This is a genomic window from Amycolatopsis sp. NPDC104587, from assembly GCF_055583645.1.
Window position 1 is genome coordinate 285306 of sequence record NZ_JBVJNO010000003.1, and the last position, 18311, is coordinate 303616.

Annotated in this window: 18 protein-coding genes; 11 read left to right on the forward strand and 7 right to left on the reverse strand. The window is 72.6% G+C overall.

The window, feature by feature from the left end:
- Positions 1–55 precede the first annotated feature (55 nt).
- The 9 genes from ACZ61C_RS09415 (at position 56) to ACZ61C_RS09455 (ending at position 10375) form a co-directional block, all read left to right on the forward strand.
- The gene (locus tag ACZ61C_RS09415; RefSeq protein ID WP_465304714.1) at positions 56–925 is read left to right on the forward strand and encodes an FAD binding domain-containing protein; all 870 of its coding nucleotides are present in this window, start codon (positions 56–58) and stop codon (positions 923–925) included.
- Complete coding sequence (locus ACZ61C_RS09420; protein WP_465304716.1) at positions 916–1386, forward strand: (2Fe-2S)-binding protein; 471 nt, start codon at positions 916–918, stop codon at positions 1384–1386. Before ACZ61C_RS09415 ends, ACZ61C_RS09420 begins: the two co-directional genes overlap by 10 nt.
- Complete coding sequence (pucD, locus tag ACZ61C_RS09425; protein WP_465304718.1) at positions 1383–3686, forward strand: xanthine dehydrogenase subunit D; 2304 nt, start codon at positions 1383–1385, stop codon at positions 3684–3686. The genes ACZ61C_RS09420 and pucD overlap by 4 nt, the downstream gene beginning before the upstream one ends.
- 1 nt (position 3687) lies before the next feature.
- Positions 3688–4170, forward strand: a complete 483-nt coding sequence (locus ACZ61C_RS09430) for a nucleoside deaminase (RefSeq protein WP_465304720.1) — start codon at positions 3688–3690, stop codon at positions 4168–4170.
- Between the two features lie 108 nt (positions 4171–4278).
- Entirely contained in the window at positions 4279–5724 is a 1446-nt protein-coding gene (locus ACZ61C_RS09435) for an NCS2 family permease (protein ID WP_465304722.1), read from the forward strand.
- Between the two features lie 11 nt (positions 5725–5735).
- Positions 5736–6149: an allophanate hydrolase-related protein gene (locus tag ACZ61C_RS09440; RefSeq protein WP_465304724.1), complete on the forward strand. Its 414-nt coding sequence runs from the start codon at positions 5736–5738 to the stop codon at positions 6147–6149.
- A gap of 61 nt (positions 6150–6210) precedes the next feature.
- Entirely contained in the window at positions 6211–7305 is a 1095-nt protein-coding gene (locus tag ACZ61C_RS09445; RefSeq protein ID WP_465305615.1) for a glycerate kinase, read from the forward strand.
- A gap of 34 nt (positions 7306–7339) precedes the next feature.
- Positions 7340–8035, forward strand: a complete 696-nt coding sequence (locus ACZ61C_RS09450) for a TetR/AcrR family transcriptional regulator (RefSeq protein ID WP_465304726.1) — start codon at positions 7340–7342, stop codon at positions 8033–8035.
- A 117-nt stretch (positions 8036–8152) separates the two neighbouring features.
- Positions 8153–10375 carry a glycoside hydrolase family 15 protein gene (locus ACZ61C_RS09455; RefSeq protein WP_465304728.1) on the forward strand — a complete coding sequence of 741 codons (2223 nt, stop codon included), beginning with the start codon at positions 8153–8155 and terminating at the stop codon, positions 10373–10375.
- On the opposite strand, the gene ACZ61C_RS09460 is transcribed toward ACZ61C_RS09455, so the two are convergent.
- From ACZ61C_RS09460 to ACZ61C_RS09480, 5 genes are read right to left on the reverse strand one after another with little or no spacing between them, the layout of a single operon-like run.
- Positions 10363–11232 carry a hypothetical protein gene (locus tag ACZ61C_RS09460; RefSeq protein WP_465304730.1) on the reverse strand — a complete coding sequence of 290 codons (870 nt, stop codon included), beginning with the start codon at positions 11230–11232 and terminating at the stop codon, positions 10363–10365. The genes ACZ61C_RS09455 and ACZ61C_RS09460 overlap by 13 nt on opposite strands.
- The gene (locus tag ACZ61C_RS09465) at positions 11229–12566 is read right to left on the reverse strand and encodes a hypothetical protein (protein WP_465304732.1); all 1338 of its coding nucleotides are present in this window, start codon (positions 12564–12566) and stop codon (positions 11229–11231) included. Before ACZ61C_RS09465 ends, ACZ61C_RS09460 begins: the two co-directional genes overlap by 4 nt.
- Positions 12559–12861 (reverse strand): DUF6403 family protein, encoded by a 303-nt coding sequence (locus ACZ61C_RS09470; RefSeq protein ID WP_465304734.1) that lies wholly within the window; start codon positions 12859–12861, stop codon positions 12559–12561. Before ACZ61C_RS09470 ends, ACZ61C_RS09465 begins: the two co-directional genes overlap by 8 nt.
- Positions 12862–12886: 25 nt before the next feature.
- Positions 12887–13756 carry an NAD(+)/NADH kinase gene (locus tag ACZ61C_RS09475; RefSeq protein ID WP_465304736.1) on the reverse strand — a complete coding sequence of 290 codons (870 nt, stop codon included), beginning with the start codon at positions 13754–13756 and terminating at the stop codon, positions 12887–12889.
- Positions 13753–14754 (reverse strand): SPFH domain-containing protein, encoded by a 1002-nt coding sequence (locus ACZ61C_RS09480; RefSeq protein WP_465304738.1) that lies wholly within the window; start codon positions 14752–14754, stop codon positions 13753–13755. The genes ACZ61C_RS09475 and ACZ61C_RS09480 overlap by 4 nt, the downstream gene beginning before the upstream one ends.
- Positions 14755–14837: 83 nt before the next feature.
- Here ACZ61C_RS09480 and ACZ61C_RS09485 point away from each other — a divergent pair, with 83 nt between their 5' ends.
- Complete coding sequence (locus ACZ61C_RS09485) at positions 14838–15515, forward strand: NUDIX hydrolase (protein WP_465304740.1); 678 nt, start codon at positions 14838–14840, stop codon at positions 15513–15515.
- Positions 15516–15744: 229 nt separating this feature from the next.
- Here the strand turns inward: ACZ61C_RS09485 and ACZ61C_RS09490 are convergent, their stop codons facing one another.
- Entirely contained in the window at positions 15745–16890 is a 1146-nt protein-coding gene (locus ACZ61C_RS09490) for an FAD-dependent monooxygenase (RefSeq protein WP_465304742.1), read from the reverse strand.
- 86 nt (positions 16891–16976) lie between these two features.
- Here ACZ61C_RS09490 and ACZ61C_RS09495 point away from each other — a divergent pair, with 86 nt between their 5' ends.
- On the forward strand, positions 16977–17669 hold the full coding sequence (locus tag ACZ61C_RS09495; protein WP_465304744.1) for a TetR family transcriptional regulator: 693 nt from the start codon (positions 16977–16979) through the stop codon (positions 17667–17669).
- 18 nt (positions 17670–17687) lie between these two features.
- Here ACZ61C_RS09495 and ACZ61C_RS09500 read toward each other — a convergent pair whose 3' ends face one another.
- Entirely contained in the window at positions 17688–18290 is a 603-nt protein-coding gene (locus tag ACZ61C_RS09500; RefSeq protein WP_465304746.1) for a hypothetical protein, read from the reverse strand.
- Positions 18291–18311 lie beyond the last annotated feature (21 nt).

Below are 18311 nucleotides of genomic sequence, written 5' to 3' on the forward strand. Positions count from 1 at the left end.
GCCACAGTTCACCGTGTGTACTCCTTACCGAAGCAGCCCCGAAAGGACGTCCACAGTGGAATTCCTCCGACCCGCCTCGCTGGCCGACGCGCTCGCCGCGAAAGCCGCGAACCCCGGTGCGGTCCCGATCGCCGGCGGCACGGACGTGATGGTCGAGCTCAACTTCGACCACCGCCGTCCCGAAGCCCTGCTCGACCTCGGCCGGGTCGCCGAGCTCCACGAGCACGGCGCCGACGGCGGCCGGATCCGGATCGGCGCGGCCGTGCCCTACACCCGGATCATCACCGAACTGGGCACCCAGCTGCCCGGCCTCGCGATGGCTTCGCGGACCGTGGGGTCCCCGCAGATCCGCAACCGCGGTTCCGTGGGCGGCAACCTGGGCGCGGCTTCGCCCGCGGGCGACTCGCACCCGGCGCTGCTGGCCGCGGACGCGGAAGTCGAGATCGCGTCGGTGCGCGGCACCCGGATCATCGCGGTGAAGGACTTCTACGTCGGCGTCAAGCGGAACGTCCTGGAGCCGGACGAGCTCATCACGTCCGTGCTGCTGGCCCCGGCCACCGGGCCGCAGCAGTTCAGCAAGATCGGCACCCGCAACGCCATGGTCATCGCCGTCGCCGCCTTCGGGCTGGCGCTGCACCCGGCGGAGCGGCGGGTCGGCACCGGCGTCGGCTCGGCCGCGCCCACCCCACGGCGGGCTCTCGAAGCCGAGGAGTTCCTGGCCGGCGAGCTGAATTGGGACGCCCCGAAGGCGCTCAACGACTCGGTGAAGCGCCGCTTCGGCGACCTGGTGGCCGCGGCCGCCGCGCCGATCGACGACGTCCGGGGGAGTGCGGCCTACCGCCGGCACGCCTTGGGCGTGATGGCTCGGCGCACGCTGACCTGGGCCTGGAGCGAGTACTGCGAAGGGAGCGCGAAGTGCGCGTGAACGTCACCGTCAACGGCGAGCCCCGCCGGGCGGACAACGTCTGGGAAGGCGAGAGCCTCCTGTACATGCTGCGCGAGCGGCTCGGCCTGCCGGGCTCGAAGAACGCCTGTGAGCAGGGCGAATGCGGTTCCTGCACGGTGTACGTCGACGGCGTTCCGGCGTGTTCCTGCCTGGTCGCGGCCGGGCAGGCCGAGGGCCGCGACGTCGTCACGGTCGAAGGGCTCGCTTCCGGCGACGACCTGGACCCGGTGCAGGAGTCGTTCGTCGAGCGCGGCGCCGTCCAGTGCGGGTTCTGCACCCCCGGCCTGCTGGTCGCCGCGCACGACCTGATCGAGCGCGTCCCCGACCCCAGCGACGTCGAGATCCGCGAGGCGCTGGCCGGCAACCTCTGCCGCTGCACCGGCTACGAGAAGATCCTCGACGCCGTTCGTGACGCGGCCGCGAAGAAGGCCGTCCGATGAGCGCCCCGGCCCGCTCCCCGCAGGAGCTGCACGACACGATCGCCGGCGGCATCGGCGAGAGCCCGCTGCGCCCGGACGGCACGCTCAAGGTCCGCGGCGAGTTCGCCTACTCCTCCGACCTGTGGCACGAGGACATGCTGTGGGGCGCGACCCTACGCAGCCCGCACCCGCACGCCCGGATCGTCCGCCTCGACGTCTCCCGCGCGCTGGCCCAGCCGGGGGTGCACGCGGTGCTGACCCACGAGGACGTGCCGGGGGAGAACGTCTACGGCCTCAAGTACCAGGACACCCCGGCGCTGGCCGCGGACCTGGTCCGCTACCAGGGTGAGCCCGTCGCGATCCTCGCCGCGGACCACCCGGAGATCGCGCGGCAGGCGCTCAAGGAGATCGTCGTCGAGTACGACGTCCTCGAGCCGATCACCGACCCCGAGCGGGCCGCGCACGACGACACGCTGCCGAAGCTGCACCCGGGCGGGAACCTGGTCCGCCACCAGCGGATCGTCAAGGGCGACCCGACCGCGACCGCGGACGTCGTCGTCTCCGGCGTCTACGAGATCGGCATGCAGGACCAGGCTTTCCTCGGACCGGAGTCCGGCCTCGCGGTGCCGGCCGAGGACGGCGGGGTCGACCTCTACCTGGCGACCCAGTGGTTGCACGTCGACCAGCGCCAGACGGCGAAGGCCCTGGGGCTCCCGCTGGACAAGGTCCGGCTGACGCTGTCCGGCGTCGGCGGCGCGTTCGGCGGCCGCGAGGACCTGTCGATGCAGATCCACTCGTGCATGCTCGCCCTGCGGACCGGGCGGCCGGTGAAGATGAGCTACAACCGGCTGGAGTCGTTCTTCGGGCACGTCCACCGCCACCCGGCGAAGATGTACTACGAGCACGGCGCCACGAGCGACGGCCAGCTCGTCTACGTGCGCGCCAAGATGTACTTCGACGGCGGCGCGTATGCGTCGAAGACCCCCGTCGTGGTCGGCAACGGCACCACGCTCAGCGTCGGCCCGTACAACGTCCCGAACGCGCACATCGAGGGCTGGGGTGTCTACACCAACAACCCGACCTGCGGCGCGATGCGCGGCCTGGGCGCGGTCCAGCCGACCTACGCCTACGAGTCCCAAATGGACAAGCTCGCCGCCGCCCTGGGCATGGACCCGGCCGAACTGCGGATCCGCAACGCACTGAGCGAAGGGTCCACTGTGGTCACCGGCCAGGTCGTCGACTTCCCGGCCCCGGTGGCGGAGCTGGTCCAGCGCCTGCGTGACCTGCCGCTGCCGCCCGAGCCCACCGGCGAACGCGACATCCGCGAGCTGCCCGGCGGCGCGTCCAACACCACCCACGGTGAAGGCGTCGTCCGCGGTGTCGGCTACGGCGTCACGATCAAGAACATCTCCTACGCCGAAGGTCTCGACGACTACTCGACCGCCCGCGTCCGGCTGGAGGTGCTCGGCGGTGAGGCGGTCGCGATGGTCCACACCGCCGCGGCCGAGGTCGGCCAGGGCCTGGTCACCCTGCAGCAGCAGATCGCCCGCACCGAGCTGGGCCTGACGCGCGTCAGCGTGCACCCGGCCGACACGAGCGTCGGCGACGCCGGCTCCAGCTCGGCGTCGCGCCAGACCTACGTCACCGGCGGCGCGGTCCGCAACGCCTGCCGCGCGGTCGCCGAGGCCGTGTACGCCCTCGCCGCGGTCCGCCTCGGCCGTCCCGCCGACGGGCTCACGCTGACCGGCGGCAAGGTGGTCGCGGCCGACGGCGAGGTCGTCGCGGACCTCGCCGACCTGCTCGGCGAGACGGCGATCGAGGAGACCCGCGAGTTCCACCACCGCAAGACCTACCCGCTCGACCCCGAGACCGGCCAGGGTGACGCCCACGTCCAGTACGGGTTCTCGGCGCACCGCGCGGTGGTCGACGTCGACCTGGACCTCGGGCTGGTCAAGGTGGTGCAGCTCGACTGCGCCCAGGACGTCGGCAAGGCGATGAACCCCGACGCCGTCATCGCCCAGATCCAGGGCGGCTCGGCGCAAGGTCTCGGCCTCGCCGTGATGGAGGAGATCCTGGTCAAGGACGGCAAGGTCCGGAACCCGTCGTTCACCGACTACCTCATCCCGACCATCCTCGACATGCCGCCGATGCGCGTCGACGTCCTCGAACGGCCCGACCCGCACGCGCCCTACGGCGTCCGCGGCGTCGGCGAACCACCCACGATCTCGGCCACGCCGGCGATCGCCAACGCCATCCGCGCGGCCACCGGCCTCGAGCTGCCGCGCGTCCCCATCCGCCCCGAGCACATCACAGGAGTTTGAGATGACCACGTCGATTTCCGCCGAGACCGAATGGCTCGGCGAAGCCATCCGCATCGCGGAGACCAATGTCGCGAACGGCGGCGGCCCTTTCGGCGCGCTGGTCGTGAAGGACGGCGAGATCGTCTCGACCGGCGTCAACCGCGTCACCGCGAACCTCGACCCGACCGCGCACGCCGAAGTCGTCGCGATCCGGGCGGCTTGCCAGGCCCTGGGCGACTTCAAGCTGGACGGCTGCGTGCTCGTGTCCAGCTGCGAGCCGTGCCCGATGTGCCTGTCCTCGGCGCTGTGGGCACGGGTCGGCAAGGTCCTCTTCGCCGCCGACCGCGACGACGCGGCCAAGGCCGGCTTCGACGACCGCGCCTTCTACGAACTCTTCGACCGTCCGCGCGAAACGTGGACGGTGCCCGTGACGCGACTGTCCACGGAGGACGGTTTCGCTCCCTTCGCGGCTTGGCTCGACAAGGCCGACCGCACCGACTACTGACCCACAAGGCCAGCTGACCGGAGCAACTCGAATCGAACGTCCCGCTCGCCCAGGCACGGCGTTGTGCCTTGGCCTGGCCGAGCACACCCACCGGCAAGGGCAGGACGCATGACCCAGACCGAAGTCCCCACCCCAGTAGTCGACGAAGTACCTCCGCAACGCCGATCGCTGCTCGACAAGCTGTTCGAGCTGCGGGCCCGGCAGAGCACGGTCGGCCGCGAAGTCCGCGGCGGCGTCACGACGTTCGTCGCGATGGCCTACATCGTGCTCCTGAACCCGCTCATCCTCGGCGCCTCCGCCGACATCACCGGCGCGCGGCTCTCCGCCGCGCAGGTGACCACCGCGACCGCGCTGGCCGCCGCGGTGATGACGATCCTCATGGGCGTCGTCGGCAACGCGCCTCTCGCGCTGGCCGCCGGCCTCGGCATCAACGGCATCGTCGCGTTCCAGATGGCCCCGACGATGACCTGGGCGCAGGCCTTCGGGCTGGTGGTGCTGGAAGGCGTCTGCATCGTGCTGATGGCCGTCAGCGGTGTGCGCGAACGGATCATGAACGCCATCCCGCGGCCGCTCAAGATGGCGATCACCGTCGGGATCGGGCTCTACATCGCCCTGGTCGGGCTGGTCAGCGCGGGGTTCGTGACCCGGATGCCGGACGCGGCGCAGACCACGGTCCCGGTCCGCCTCGGGGCGAGCGGGCACCTGCACGGCTGGCCGATCGTCGTGTTCTGCTTCGGGCTGCTGCTGATGATCGTGCTGATGGCCCGCAAGGTCCCGGGCGCGGTGCTGATCAGCATCGGCGTGGCGACGGTGTTCGCCGTGGTGCTGCATGAGGGGTTCGGCGTCGGCGGCTGGGGCCTCACCACCCCGGCGTTGCCCGACCACGTCGTCGCGGCCCCGGACTTCGGGCTCTTCGGGCACATCGACCTCTTCGGCGGGTTCGCCTCGGCGGGCGCGCTGGCGGCGACGGTCTTCCTGTTCACGCTGGTGCTCTCCGGCTTCTTCGACGCGATGGGCACGATCACGAGCGTCTCGGACGAGGCCGGGCTGTCGAAGAACGGCAAGGTCCCGCGGATGGGTCGGATCCTGCTGGTCGACGGCGCGGGCGCGATCGCCGGCGGGGTCACCGGCTCGTCGCCGAACACGGTGTTCCTCGAGTCCGCGGCCGGCGTCGGCGAAGGCGCCCGGACCGGCCTCGCCAGCTTGGTCACCGGCCTGCTGTTCGCCGGGACGCTGCTGTTCACCCCGCTTGCGGGAGTGGTCCCGGCCCAGGCCGCGGCACCCGCGCTGGTCGTCATCGGCGGCATGATGGTCGCGCAGTGCCGCACCATCCCGTGGAACGACCCGGACTACACGATCCCGGTGTTCCTCACCGCCGCCCTGATCCCGTTCACCTACTCCATCACCAACGGTGTCGGCGCCGGCCTGATCGCGTTCGTGCTGATCAAGATCGGCCGCGGCAAGTGGCGCGAGGCCGGCTGGCTGTTGTCGCTGCTGGCGCTGGTGTTCGCGGTGTACTTCGCCGTCGACGGCGTCGAAGCCCTCTTCCGCTAAGGAGAATCCCCGTGGCCCTGATGTTCTTCAACGGCGGCGCCATGCGCGGCGAACCGCTGCACCACCTCCTGGCCGGAGCGCCGTTCGTGGCGGCGGCGAAAACCGCGCCGAAGTACCGGTTCTACGCCGTCGGCGACCAGTGCCCGGCGCTGTACCCGGTGTCGCACGGCGGCGCGGAGGTGACCGGCGAGGTGTACGACGTCTCGCTGGACGACCTGCGCGACAAGGTGCTCCCGTCCGAACCCCACGAGCTGGAGCTGGGGGTGGTCGAGCTGACCGATGGCAGCTCGGCGTTCGCGATGCTGCTGCGGCGGCCGTACACCTCGCACGTCGCGCTGCGGGACATCACCGAGGTCGGCGACTGGCGGGCGTACCGTGCCGCAAGTGACCGAGCCGGCCACAGCCACGGCCGTCCGGTTGTGTAGCAACAGTGCCGTGCCGCGGGGGTCCGGCCTGCCTTCGGCCGGATCGGTCCCCGGCGAGCGGGTGAAAGTCCTCGTCGCGCCCGACAAGTTCAAGGGGTCGCTGACCGCGGTCGAGGTGGCGTCGGCGGTGGCCCAGGGCCTCGCCGACGTCCACGCGCGGGTCGAGACGCAGACCCTGCCGGTGGCGGATGGCGGTGACGGCACGGTCGACGCCGCCGTCGCCGCGGGCTTCCGCCGCGTCCGGGTCCCGGCACGCGGCCCGACCGGCGTGCCGGTGACGGCGTCCTACGCGGTCCGCGGCGACACAGCGGTCGTCGAACTGGCCGAAGCGTCCGGCCTGCACCGGCTGCCCGGCGCGCCGTCGCCGCTCGGCGCGTCCAGTGCGGGCACCGGGGACGTCATCGCGGCCGCGGTGGGCGCGGGCTGCCGCCGGATCGTCCTCGGGGTGGGCGGCAGCGCCTGCACCGACGGCGGCGCCGGCATGCTCGCGGCGCTGGGTGCGCGGCTCCTCGACGGCGCCGGCCGGGAGATTCCGCCCGGCGGCGCGGCGCTGTCCCGGGTCGCTTCGCTGGATCTGTCCGGACTGGACCTGTCCGAAGTGGACTTCGAGCTGGCGAGCGACGTGGACAACCCGCTCTACGGGCTGAACGGGGCCGCGTTCGTCTACGGGCCGCAGAAGGGTGCGTCACCCGACGACGTCGAGGTGCTCGACGAGGCGTTGCGGCACTGGGCGTCGGTCGCCGGGCCGGCGTTCGCGGACCGGCCGGGCGCCGGGGCCGCCGGGGGAGTGGGCTTCGCCGCGATGGCCGTGCTGGGCGCCCGGATGCGCCCGGGCATCACGCTGCTGCTGGACCTGCTCGGCTTCGGCGCCGCGCTCGCGGGAGCCTCGCTGGTCGTCACCGGCGAGGGCTCGCTCGACCGGCAGACGCTCTCGGGGAAGGCGCCGGCCGGAGTGGCCCGGGCCGCAGCGGAGAAGGGGATTCCGTGTGTCGCGGTGTCCGGCCGGTGTCAGCTGTCCACCTCGGAACTGGCTTCGGCGGGCATCGCGGCCGCGTACGCCCTGACGGACCTGGAGCCCGACCCGGCGCGGTGCATGGCCGACGCCGCGCCGTTGCTGCGGCGGCTCGCCCACCGCGTCGCCGTGGACCACCTCTGACAGGTGCTACCGTAGTTTTGTTATCATTGGAACCATGGTGACGAAGACGGCGGCGGACACCCGGGAGCGCATCCTCGAAGCGGCGGCGGCCCTGCTGGTGGCCGAAGGCCGCGACGGCCTCTCGACCCGCGCGGTCAGCGCCGCGGCAGGGGTCCAGCCGCCCGCGTTGTACCGGCTCTTCGGGGACAAGGACGGCTTGCTCGACGCGGTCGCCGCGTACGGCTTCGACGAGTACCTGACGAGCAAGCGCGCGCTGGGCTCGACCGGCGACGCGGTGGCGGACCTGCGGCGCGGCTGGGACCTGCACGTGGAGTTCGGGTTGTCCCGCCCGGAGTTCTACGTGCTCATGTACGGCGACGCGCGGCCTGGCCGGACGTCGCCCGCGGCTCGGGAAGCCGAAGGGATGCTGCGAAGCATCGTCTCGCGGGTCGCGGAAGCGGGCCGGCTGCGCCTGAGTGTCGAGCGCGCGGCGCGGCTGGTGCACGCGACCGGGATGGGCGTTGTGCTGTCGCTGATCGCGACGCCGGAGGACGAGCGTGACCAGGAGCTGTCGGTGACGGCCCGGGAGACGGTGCTGAGCCGGATCCTCACCGACGTCGAAGCGCCGACGGAGTCCGATCTTCCGGGCCGCGCGATCGCGCTGCGGGCCGGGCTCGACGGCGTGGCGGCGCTGACCGAAGCCGAGCGCGTCCTGCTGGCCGAGTGGCTGGACCGCATCGCCGACGCCTGAGCCGTCCGGAGCAGGGCTGGATCGGTTCAGACCGATCGGACATTGCTTGTCACCCGCCGGTGGCTCAATATGTTGCGGCTCGCAACATATTGACGACAACGCCGTCGGAGGGTCTTGATGATCAGGTGGAAAGCGGTCCTGGCCTGCGCCGGAGCGGGCGTGCTGCTCGCCGGCGCGCTGCCCGGCACGGCCCTCGCGAGCGGCACCGCGACCGACTGCTGCGGCGGCGGCGCCTCCTGGGCGACCGGCAACAAGTCCGCGCTCGGCACCTCGACGACCACCGGCAGCCCGGTGTGGTTCACCGTCGCCGACGGCGTGACCTCGGAGGTCTTCTACCCGCGCGCCGACGTCCCGAACCTGCAGGACATGCAGTTCGTCGTCACCGACGGATCGAGCTTCGTCGACCTCGAACGCGACGCCACCGACCACGTCGTCTCGATGCCCGACGAGAAGGCGCTCCAGTACACCGTCACCAACACCGCCAAGAGCGGCAAGTACCGGATCACCACCGACTACGTCACCGACCCGGCCCGCGCGACGCTCGTCCGGAACACCCGCTTCCAGTCCCTCGACGGCGGCGCCTACCGCCTCTACCTGCTCGCCAACCCGTCGATGGCCGGCGGCGGCGCCAACGACAACGCGTGGTGGGACGGCACCGGCCTGGTGGCGGGCGGCACCGAGACGCTGTTCGGCGGCGCGGCCACGACCGTCGTGTCGGCGCTGCGCGTCTCGACCGGGTTCACCGCGCACGACAACGGCTACAGCGGCGCGGGCAGCGACTGCCTGGTCGACCTGCGCGCCGACAAGAACCTCAACAACCAGTTCGACAACGTCTCCGGCACCGGCAACGTCGTCCAGTGTGGACAGATCCCGGTCGGCACGGACACCACGTTCACCGTCGCCCTCGGCTACGGCAGCACCACGGCCGCCGCCACCTCGGCCGCGACCGGGTCGCTGAGCAGCGGGTTCTCCGCCGTGGCGACGTCCTACCGCGGCGGCTGGAACTCCTATGTGGGCGGTCTGAAACCCGCCCCCGCCAGCGTTTCCGGTGACACCCAGCGGCGTCGCGCCTACTACGTCGCCGCGATGGCGCTCAAGACCGCCGAGGACAAGCAGCACCCCGGTGCGAGCGTCGCGGGCCTCGCGACGCCGTGGGGCAACTTCACCAACGGCGACCAGCTCAACGACGGTTATCACCGCGTCTGGGGCCGTGACCTCTACCAGCAGGCGACCGGCCTGCTCGCCGCGGGCGACACCGCGCAGGCCAAGCGGATGGCGCAGTTCCTGTGGAGCTCCCAGTGGATCGGCAGCCCGACCGCCGGGGACGGCATGACCTACCCGGCGGGCTCGTTCCCGCGCTACAGCCCGGTTTCCGGGGTCGCCGGGGCGAGCGCCCAGCAGCTCGGCTGCTGCGAACAGCTCGACCAGGACGCCGACGCGATCCTGCTCGCGTGGCTGACCGGCGTCACCGACGCCTCGACGTACTCGAAGGTCAAGACGACGGCGAACCACCTCGTCGCGACCGGGCCGGACACCACCGAGCGGTGGGAAGAGCAATACGGCAAGTCACCGTCGTCGATCGCCGCCGAGATCGCCGGGCTGATCGCGGCCGGCGCGATCGCCCGGGCCAACGGCGACACCGCGAGCGCGACGTCGTGGGAGTCCACAGCGGACTCGTGGCGCACCTCCCTGGCCGGCTGGACCGTGACGACGTCCGGCTACTGGGGCGGGCACACCTATTACGAGCGGCTCGACCGCTCCGGGAACCCCAACGACGGTGCGACGATCTGCTTCGACGAAGGCTGCTTCTACGAACACGACGTCACCGACTTCGGGTTCCTCGACCTGGTGCGCCTCGGCATCCGCCCGGCGAGCGACACGACTATCGCGAACTCGGTCGCGCCGACGGCCGCCGCGTCCGACGGCAACGCGGCGATGCAGGTGACGCTGCCGAACGGTGACGTCTACTTTCACCGCTACCCGCACGACAACTACGGCGAGAGCACCTCGACCTGCAACGGCTGGCCCGCGGGCGGCAGCCGGCGCTTCGGCCGGCTGTGGCCGGTGCTGTCGGGGGAGCGCGGCCAGTACGAACTGGCCAACGGCCGCTCGGCCGGTGTCTACCTGAAGTCCATGGCGGACTCGGCGAACGACGGGTACTTCGTGCCCGAGCAGGTCTGGGACCGCGCCGACGTCGGCTGCTTCGGGCTGGGCCGCCCGACCGGCAGCGCGGGCCCGCTGATGTGGGCCGAGGGCCAGTACCTGCGGCTCGCGCAGAGCATGGACGCGGGCCACAACCTCGACACCCCGTCGATCGTCAAGTCCCGCTACGGCACCTGAGCGCCGAGCTTGCGGGCCCGGGTCAGCAGCTTCTCGACCCGGGCCCGCAGCTCGGGGGTCTCCCGGCCGAGATCCGGCAGCAGGTTCGTGTAGTCGGCCACGAGAGCCCGGTAGCTCCGGGCGAACTTGCTCGCGGGCTTCTGTCGGGCATAGCGCTTGTCCAGGTCGATGATCTCCTGGGCCAGCACGGCCGTGGCCGCTGCCAGCTCGGACCGCTCGTCCGCTTCGGCGTCCCGGCGCTCGCGCCGCGTCACCGCCACCTGGCCGGTCCGGCGGGCGACGACGTAGAGCGCCAACGAGCCCAGGACCACCGCCGCGACGGCAGCCGACGCGACCAGGTAGCGCGGCAGCGAGGGGCTGACCGTGCGGCCGCCGTCGGGGATCGCGCCGGACTTCACCAGCAGGTCGTAGTTGACGACCATGACCTTCAGCGCGTCCACCGGCCGGTCGGTGAAGGCGTCGATGCCGTTGCCGATCATCGACTCCGCGACGTACGCCTTGCCGAAGTTCTCCTCGTCCCCGCCGGGCAGCTGCGAGCAGCCGTACTTCTTGAAGTCGTCCCCGTCGCGGCTGAGCATCACGGCAAGAGTGCCTTCGGCGGTGCTGCCGAGGCTGTCGCACGCGTCGCTCAGGTCCGCGCCCGGTTCGAGGAACGCCACCACCAGCCGCCGGTTGCCGATGACGCGTTCGGCGGCCGGCTGGTCGAGCGTGACCCCGGGCGCGACGTACACCGACGCCGACCGCAGCTGCCGGGCGACCGGGCCGTCGAACACGCCCGCCGACCACACCGCCCAGCCCGCGAGCACGAGGCAGCCGAGCACCGCGATCCCGAACGCGGAGCGGAAGAAGCGGTTCACGCGAGCCTCCCTCGCAGGTACGCGGCGGGCCGGTAGTCCGGGCGGCCGAGCAGCCCGGCGGTGATGTCCAAATCGGACTCGGCCGCGTCGAGCAAGCGGTGCACGTGCCGGTCCGGCAGTTTCTCCGTGAACGCCTCCCGGGCCGCCGTCAGCTGGGTGATCCCGCGGGTCAGGGCCGCGGCCGACGCGCCGTCGGTGAGCCCCGAGATCTCGACGGCGAGCGCGGTCAGCCCGGCCAGGCGCGCCGGGACACCGGCTCCCACGGGCCGGGCCGGGCGCACCACCCGGCGGGCCGAGAGGACGAGGAACCCGACCGCGCAGGCGGCGAACAGCCACGGCAGCGCGGGCAGCGCGACCCGCAGCGGGTCGAACGGCGTGTAGGGGAGCGGGCGGTCGAACAGCCCGGCGTAGCGGATGGCCGTGACACGGTCGAGCCACGCGCCGAGGACGTTGCGCTGGGGGTAGGCGTACGTGCTGAGGCGGTCGGCGAACTGGCCGTAGAAGCTCGCCGTGACGACGTCGGAGAAGGCGGCGGCCGACGGGCCGTCGTACTCGATCCACTGGCCGTAGAGCACGACGATCGGCCGGCCGGGGAACTCCTTCGCCAGCGCCGGTCCGAAGTGGACCAACGGCTGCCCGGCCGGTTGCTGCGGCAAGGCGACGTACAACGGCTGCGCGCCGGGGAACGCGGCGGTCGTCGCAGGCACGTCCTTCAGGGTCGCGCCGGGGGTGACGAACCGGCCGGTGCCGCGCAGCGCCGTGGTGGCTTCGGCCAGCTCGCCGGCCGTCGGGTCGCGCCGGGCGATCGGGGCCTGGTCCGGCGGTTCGGGCCGGTGGTTCAGGTGGGCGATCAGCGTGGTCAGCGACTCGGTGACGTCGCCGGTGGCGAACTGGTGGACCCACTCGCTCGCGCGGTCGGCCGAGGCCTGGAGGATCCCGCCGCTGACCTCGGTGCCGACCACGCGGACGGTCGCCGCTTCGACGTCGTGCAGCCGGGTTTCGTCGTCCTTCTTGAGCCCGGGCGGCGCGACGAGGATCCGGTAGTCCGTGCCGCCGGCCGCGGCCTTCACGGCCTGGTCGTCCCAGGTCGCGATCGAGCCCGGTAGCCGCACGACGGGGGACGCCTTGAGCATCGCGGTGAGCTGGTCGTCCGACGGGATCGTGGCGCCGCTCAGCTCGCCGGCCGAGCCCTCGGGGATCGGGTCCTTCGCCGCCGGCGCCTGGCCGTAGCTGACGTCGGTGCTCTGCTTCTGCACCAGGAGGAACGTGACGAGCACGGCCACGGCCACCGCGAGCAGGCTCCACCGGAGCGCGTCCGGCCACCGGCTAGTCACGAGCGGCTCGCCAAAGCGCGTCGGCACGGCGTGCGTGCTCCTCGGCCGCCTGGGCGGCCCGCGCACCGCCGTGCGCGCCTGCGAGAGTCTCTGCCCGGGTCAGCAGCTGCTCGGCTTCGGGCAGGGGAGCGGCCGCGGCGTCCCGGCTCACGGCCGCGCTGTCGATCGCGGCCCGCGCGGTCGACCACGCCGTCCGCCGGCGCAGGTCGCGCTCCCGCAGGCGGGGCACCACGACCACGCCGAACCCGGCGGCGGCGATCACCACCGCGCCGAGCACCCACAGCAGCCACGTCATCCGGCCACTTTCGCACGCCGCTCGATCACCGGACCAAGTGGACGGTCTTCGCCGCGGGCACGAACGTCGCCGTCTGGCCGCGGGTGAGGGCGACGCTGTCCGTCTCGAGGCCGTCGCCGAACGCGACCAGGCGATCGGACTCGACCTCGACCGTCAGCGGCGCCGACGTCAGATCCCCTTCGGTGCACGTCGTTCCGGTCGTCGGTGACGGCCACGCCTCCCGCACGAACCAGACGAGCCGCTGTTCACCGGGCGCGGGCAGCCGGAGCCCGCTCCCGCGTTCCCGCCACACCGACCCGCACCAACCGGTCGCGCCGGTGCCCGTCCCGACCAGGATCCCCGACGACGCCTGGCGTTCCGCCGGCCCGCTCCCGACCCCCAGCCGGTAGCGGGCCGTCTGGTGCCCGGCGTGCCCGAGGTAGATCTCGTTGAGCGCGAGCAGCCGCTGGCCGTCGTCGGCGGTGAGCTCGGCCATCGTCCGGCGCTCGACGTCGCCGGTGGCGCGCACCAGGTCCGCGACGGCGGCGGCCGGGTGCTTGACCAGGACGCCGGGCGCGCCGGGGGCCACGCCGACCACCGGCTGGCCGTCGAGGTACTTGGCGACGTTGGCGACCAGCCCGTCCTGGCCGACGACCACCACGATGTCCTCCGGCGTGAACAGGAACCGGTCGAGGTCCGCGCGTTCGACCTCACCCCGGCGCCAGTCGAGCGGGATCGCCGCCGAGGCCGAGGCGAGCGCCGCGCGCACGGCGGCGTCCGCCTCGGTCACCTCGGCGAGGTCACGGCCGCGCGTGCGGAGGAAGAACTCCGCCTGGCCGCGGGTGCCGTGCCGGGCCAGCAGCTCGGCCAGCTCGGTGCGGCGGTGCACCAGCACCACCCGCGGAGCGAGGCTCACGACCGCACGCCCAGCTTCGTCAGCAGCGGCGTGAGCAGGTCGGGCGTCAGGACCAGGCTGTCGATCTGCGGCAGGTTGCCGGCCAGCTCCTTCAGCGCCAGCCCGGTGAGCACGCCTTCCGGCAGGTCGCGGTAGGCCGCGAGCCGGGCCGCCTCACCGGCCGCCTCCGCCTCGCCGAGCGCCTGCTTGCCCGCCGCCTCGACCGCGGTCAGCCGCTGCTTCCGCGACGCCTGCGCCTCGGTCTCGATGCGGCTCGCGGCGGCCGCCTCCTCGGCCTGCCGCCGGGCGTTCGCGCCCCGCTGCGTCAGCAGCTGCTCTTCGCGGCGGGCCAGCTCGATCTGGCTCTGCAGCTCGTTTTCGCTGATCGCACGTTCCCGTTCGACGGCCATCGCGCGGCGCTCGTAGGTCGCCCGGTCGGCTTCCTGCTGCACCTTCTCCCGCGCGGTCGTCTGCAGCGCCTTCTCCACCTCCGGCTCGGCCCGGATGGCGACCACACGCACGTCGAGGACGGATGTGCCGGTCTGCGCGAGCCGGGTGTCCTCCTCGGCCAGCCCGGCGCGGATCCGGTCGCGGACCGCGCGCACGCCGTCGACGAGCGCGGTGGCGAGGTCGATGCGGGTGAGCACCTCGAGGGCGTACTGCTGGACGTTCTCGGTGAGCAGCCCGCTGATCTGGCCGAGCGGGTCGCTTCTCCAGCGCCCGGTGCCGGGGTCGATGGAGAAGTCGATGCGCTGCGCGGCCACCGCCGGGTCCTCGATCCGGAAGGTGAGGGCGAGCTGGACGGTGACGTCTTGGAAGTCGGCGGTGCGCGCGTGGAACAGCAGGGGCAGCTCCCGGTCGTCGACCGGCACCTCCGAGACCACGGCGGTCAGCGGCCGGTACCAGAACGACAGCCCGATGCCGTCGTGCGCGAGCTTGCCACGGCGGTGGTGGCGGATGTGCACGGTGGGTGCGCCCCGCAGGTGCCGGAACCCGAACCGGCGGCTGATGTCGGCCATGTGCCCTCCTCTTATCGTCGCAGTGACGATATGCGGTGGACGGTCTAATCGTCAAGCTGACGATTAGAAGGTAGGGTGGTGGCATGGGTCACCCGCCGTTCGCCGTCACCGTGGATCTGGTCGTGCTCACCCTGACCGGGGACGAGCTGTGCGCGCTGGTGGTGCGCCGGGGAGTTTCGCCGTACCTGGGCGAATGGGCGTTGCCGGGCGGGTTCGTCCGCGCGGACGAAGACCTGTCCGAGGCGGCGCGGCGCGAACTGGCGGAGGAGACGGGGCTGGCGCCGGGAACCGTCCACATCGAACAGCTGGCGGGGTACGGCGCGCCGGACCGGGACCCGCGGATGCGGGTGGTGACGGTGGCGTACCTGGCGCTGGCCCCGGACCTGCCGACCCCGTCCGCGGGCACGGACGCGGCCGAGGCGCGCTGGGCCCCGGTGCGAGCGCTGACGGCCGAGCGGCTGGCGTTCGACCACGACCGGATCCTGGCGGACGGGCTCGAGCGCGCCCGGGCGAAGCTGGAGTATTCCCCGCTGGCGACGGCGTTCTGCGCCCCGGAGTTCACCGTGGCCGAGCTGCGGCGGGTGTACGAGCTGGTGTGGGACACGCGGCTGGATCCGCGGAACTTCCACCGGAAGGTGACGGGCGCGGAGGGACTGTTGGAGCCTACGGGCCGGACGACGACCCGTGATGGGGGAAGGCCGGCGCAGCTTTATCGGCGGGGGAAAGCGGAGTTGTTGTACCCGCCGATGTTGCGAGGCTGATCGTGCCGGGCCGGGCCTCGCGGTGCCGGGTCGGGCCCCGCGGCGCCGGGTCGGGCCGCGCCGGACCGAGTCACGCCGGATCCCGCTGGACCGGGTCTCGCTGGACCGGGCCCCGTTGGGCCAGCCCAGCCCGGCTGGGCCGGGGCGGGCTGCGTTGAGTCGCGATCGCCGCCGCCGCGCCGCGGTCGCCCGGGCGCGGCGGCTCAGCCGTGCCGTTTCAACCCACCCGTCAGGCCGCGCGGGCCGGAACCAGCTTCCGGGCCGCGCCCATCAACGGCAGCAGCCGCGTCCCGAGGTTGCGTACCGCCAGCCCGCCGCGGGTCGCCGGGATCAGCAACGCCGCGGCCGTGGAGACGTTGCGCTGCCTGGGTTCCACCAGCTTGCGGTGCGCCTCCTCGTAACGCCGGAACGCCGAGGCCGCGTCGTCCGGGGTCCGGCCCAGCTCCGAGGCCAGCGTGTACGCGCCCGCCATCGCCAGCGTCGAGCCGTCGCCGAACAGGGACACGCACGACGCTGCGTCGCCGGCCAGGGCGATGCGACCCGTGCTCCAGCTGTCCATCCGCACCCGGCTCACCGCGTCGAAGTACAGGTCGTCGGCCTCCCGCACGCGCTCCAGCAGCTCCGGCACCCGCCACCCGGCGCCGTCGTACGCCGAGAACAGCATCCGCTTGTGCAGCGCGGTGTCCCGGTAGTCGAACCCCGGCACCGCGTCGCCGCGGAACATGAACGCCGCGATCCCGTGCCCGCGCGACGGGTGGACCGCGACGGCCCGGCCCGGCGAGTTGTACATCACCAGCTCGGTGCGGTCGGCCGGCGCCTCGGCCAGCGGCAGCGTCGCGATGTAGACGCCCATGTGCTCGACGAACGCCGCTTCCGCGCCGAACGCCAGCCGCCGCACGGCGGAGTGCAGGCCGTCCGAGCCGAGCACGAGGTCGAAACGCCGGGGCGCACCCCGCTCGAATGTGACGTCGACACCGCCGTCGTCCTGGTGGAGCCCGGTGATCGAGTCGTGGAAGACGAATTCGGCGTCTTCGCTCGCCGCTTCGTACAGGATCGCCGCGAGGTCGGTGCGGGGCAGCTCGATGTCGGTGTCGCTGCCGAGCACGCTCATCGGGACGCGCCCGGTCCGGCGGCCGGCGTCGTCGACGAACTTCAGGGACGTCGTGTCGGTGCTGGCTTCGCGCAGCTTCGCGGTGATGCCCATCCGGTCCGCGACCAGCGACGCCGGGCCGCGGACGTCCACCGGGCTGCCGCTCGAGCGCATCCCGGCGGCGCGCTCCACCACGGTGGGCCGGAAGCCCGCGCGGGCCAGCCAGTAGGCCAGCGTCGGCCCGGCGACCCCGGCGCCGGAGATCAGTACGGTCTGCTCGTTCATCTGAACCCCCGTCTCGGTCCTGACCATCGGTCAGTCCCGACCGTACGCTCCTGTCCATCGGTCAGGCAAGCGGCTAGGCTCGGGTGATGATGACGGACGACACCCGCGCCCGGATCCTGCGCGTCGCGCTCGAAGAGTTCTCGACGCGCGGCTACCACGCGACGTCGGTGCGGGAGCTGGCCGAGCTCGTCGGCGTCACGAAGACCGCGGTGCTCTACCACTTCCCGGGCAAGGCGGACATCGTCACGGCGCTCGCCGAGCCGATGCTGGCCGACGCTGAGGTGGCAATGGCGAAGGCGGCCGAGGCCGCCGACCCGCGCCGGGCCGCGATCGAAGGACTCCTCGACGTCTGGCTGAGCCACCGGTACCTGCTGCGGATGAACCTGCGCGATCTCGGCCTGACCGCGTCGGACACGGTGTTCGAGCGGTTCCGCGACGGCATGCTGCAGGCGAACCTGCTGGTGGCGGGCCCGGAACCCGACCTGGCGGCGCAGGTGCGAGCGGCGCAGGCGATCGCGATGCTGAGCGACCCGGTGGTGCTGTTCGCCGACGCCCCGGCGGCCGAGCTGCGCGCCGCGATCCTCGACGGCGTCGACCGGCTGTTCACCGCGGCCGAACCCAAGAGCCGCGGTCGCCGCGGCCGGCCCACGGTGATGAGCCCGGAGACGGTCGAGGCGGCCCAGCGCCTCTACGACGCGGGCCACGCCCCGGCCGACATCGCGGCCGCACTCGGCGTCTCCCGGGCGACGATCTACCGCCACCTACCCGGCGCGGAATAGTGAGACGACTTCTGAGACTTATTGAGACGGCTCCGCGGTGACCTCGATGGCGGGCAACGCCGAGAGCTGGTCGGCCGGCATCCGGGACGCCGTCTCGAAAACCTTCTGCTGGTGGTCCTTGATCCGCTCGTCGACGAGCCGGCTCAGCTCGAAGGCGAGCCGGCCGGTCTGGCGGACCGTCACGTCGTCCACCAGCGGCCGCACGGCCGAGGTGATGACGATGCCCGCGGCCTCGCCGGTCTCGGTCTGGGAGACGCCGATGGAGTAGGACTCGCGCGGGTTGACCGCCCCGTCGATCGAGAAGTCGCGGATCTTGCCGAGCAGCTCGTGCCACGCGGCGACCTCACCCTGCACCCCGGTCGCCTCGACGTCCGCCGGGGTCAGGTTCATACCGCGGTCACCGGTGCGGAAGCAGCGCGCGTAGGAGTTCACCGCCGACACCCACAGCGACTCGACGAGGACGGCGTCCCGGCGGGGCCGTTCGAGCTCGGCCACCAGCCGTTCGCAGCACTGCAGCGTGAACTGGAGGTCGTCGAAGATCGCGACGAGATCGGCCAGGCCCAGCGCACCGGGCGTGGTCAGCAACCGCGCGCTCGACGGCGCCGTCGTGGAGTGGCTCATCCGGGGACGCTCCTGTCCTGG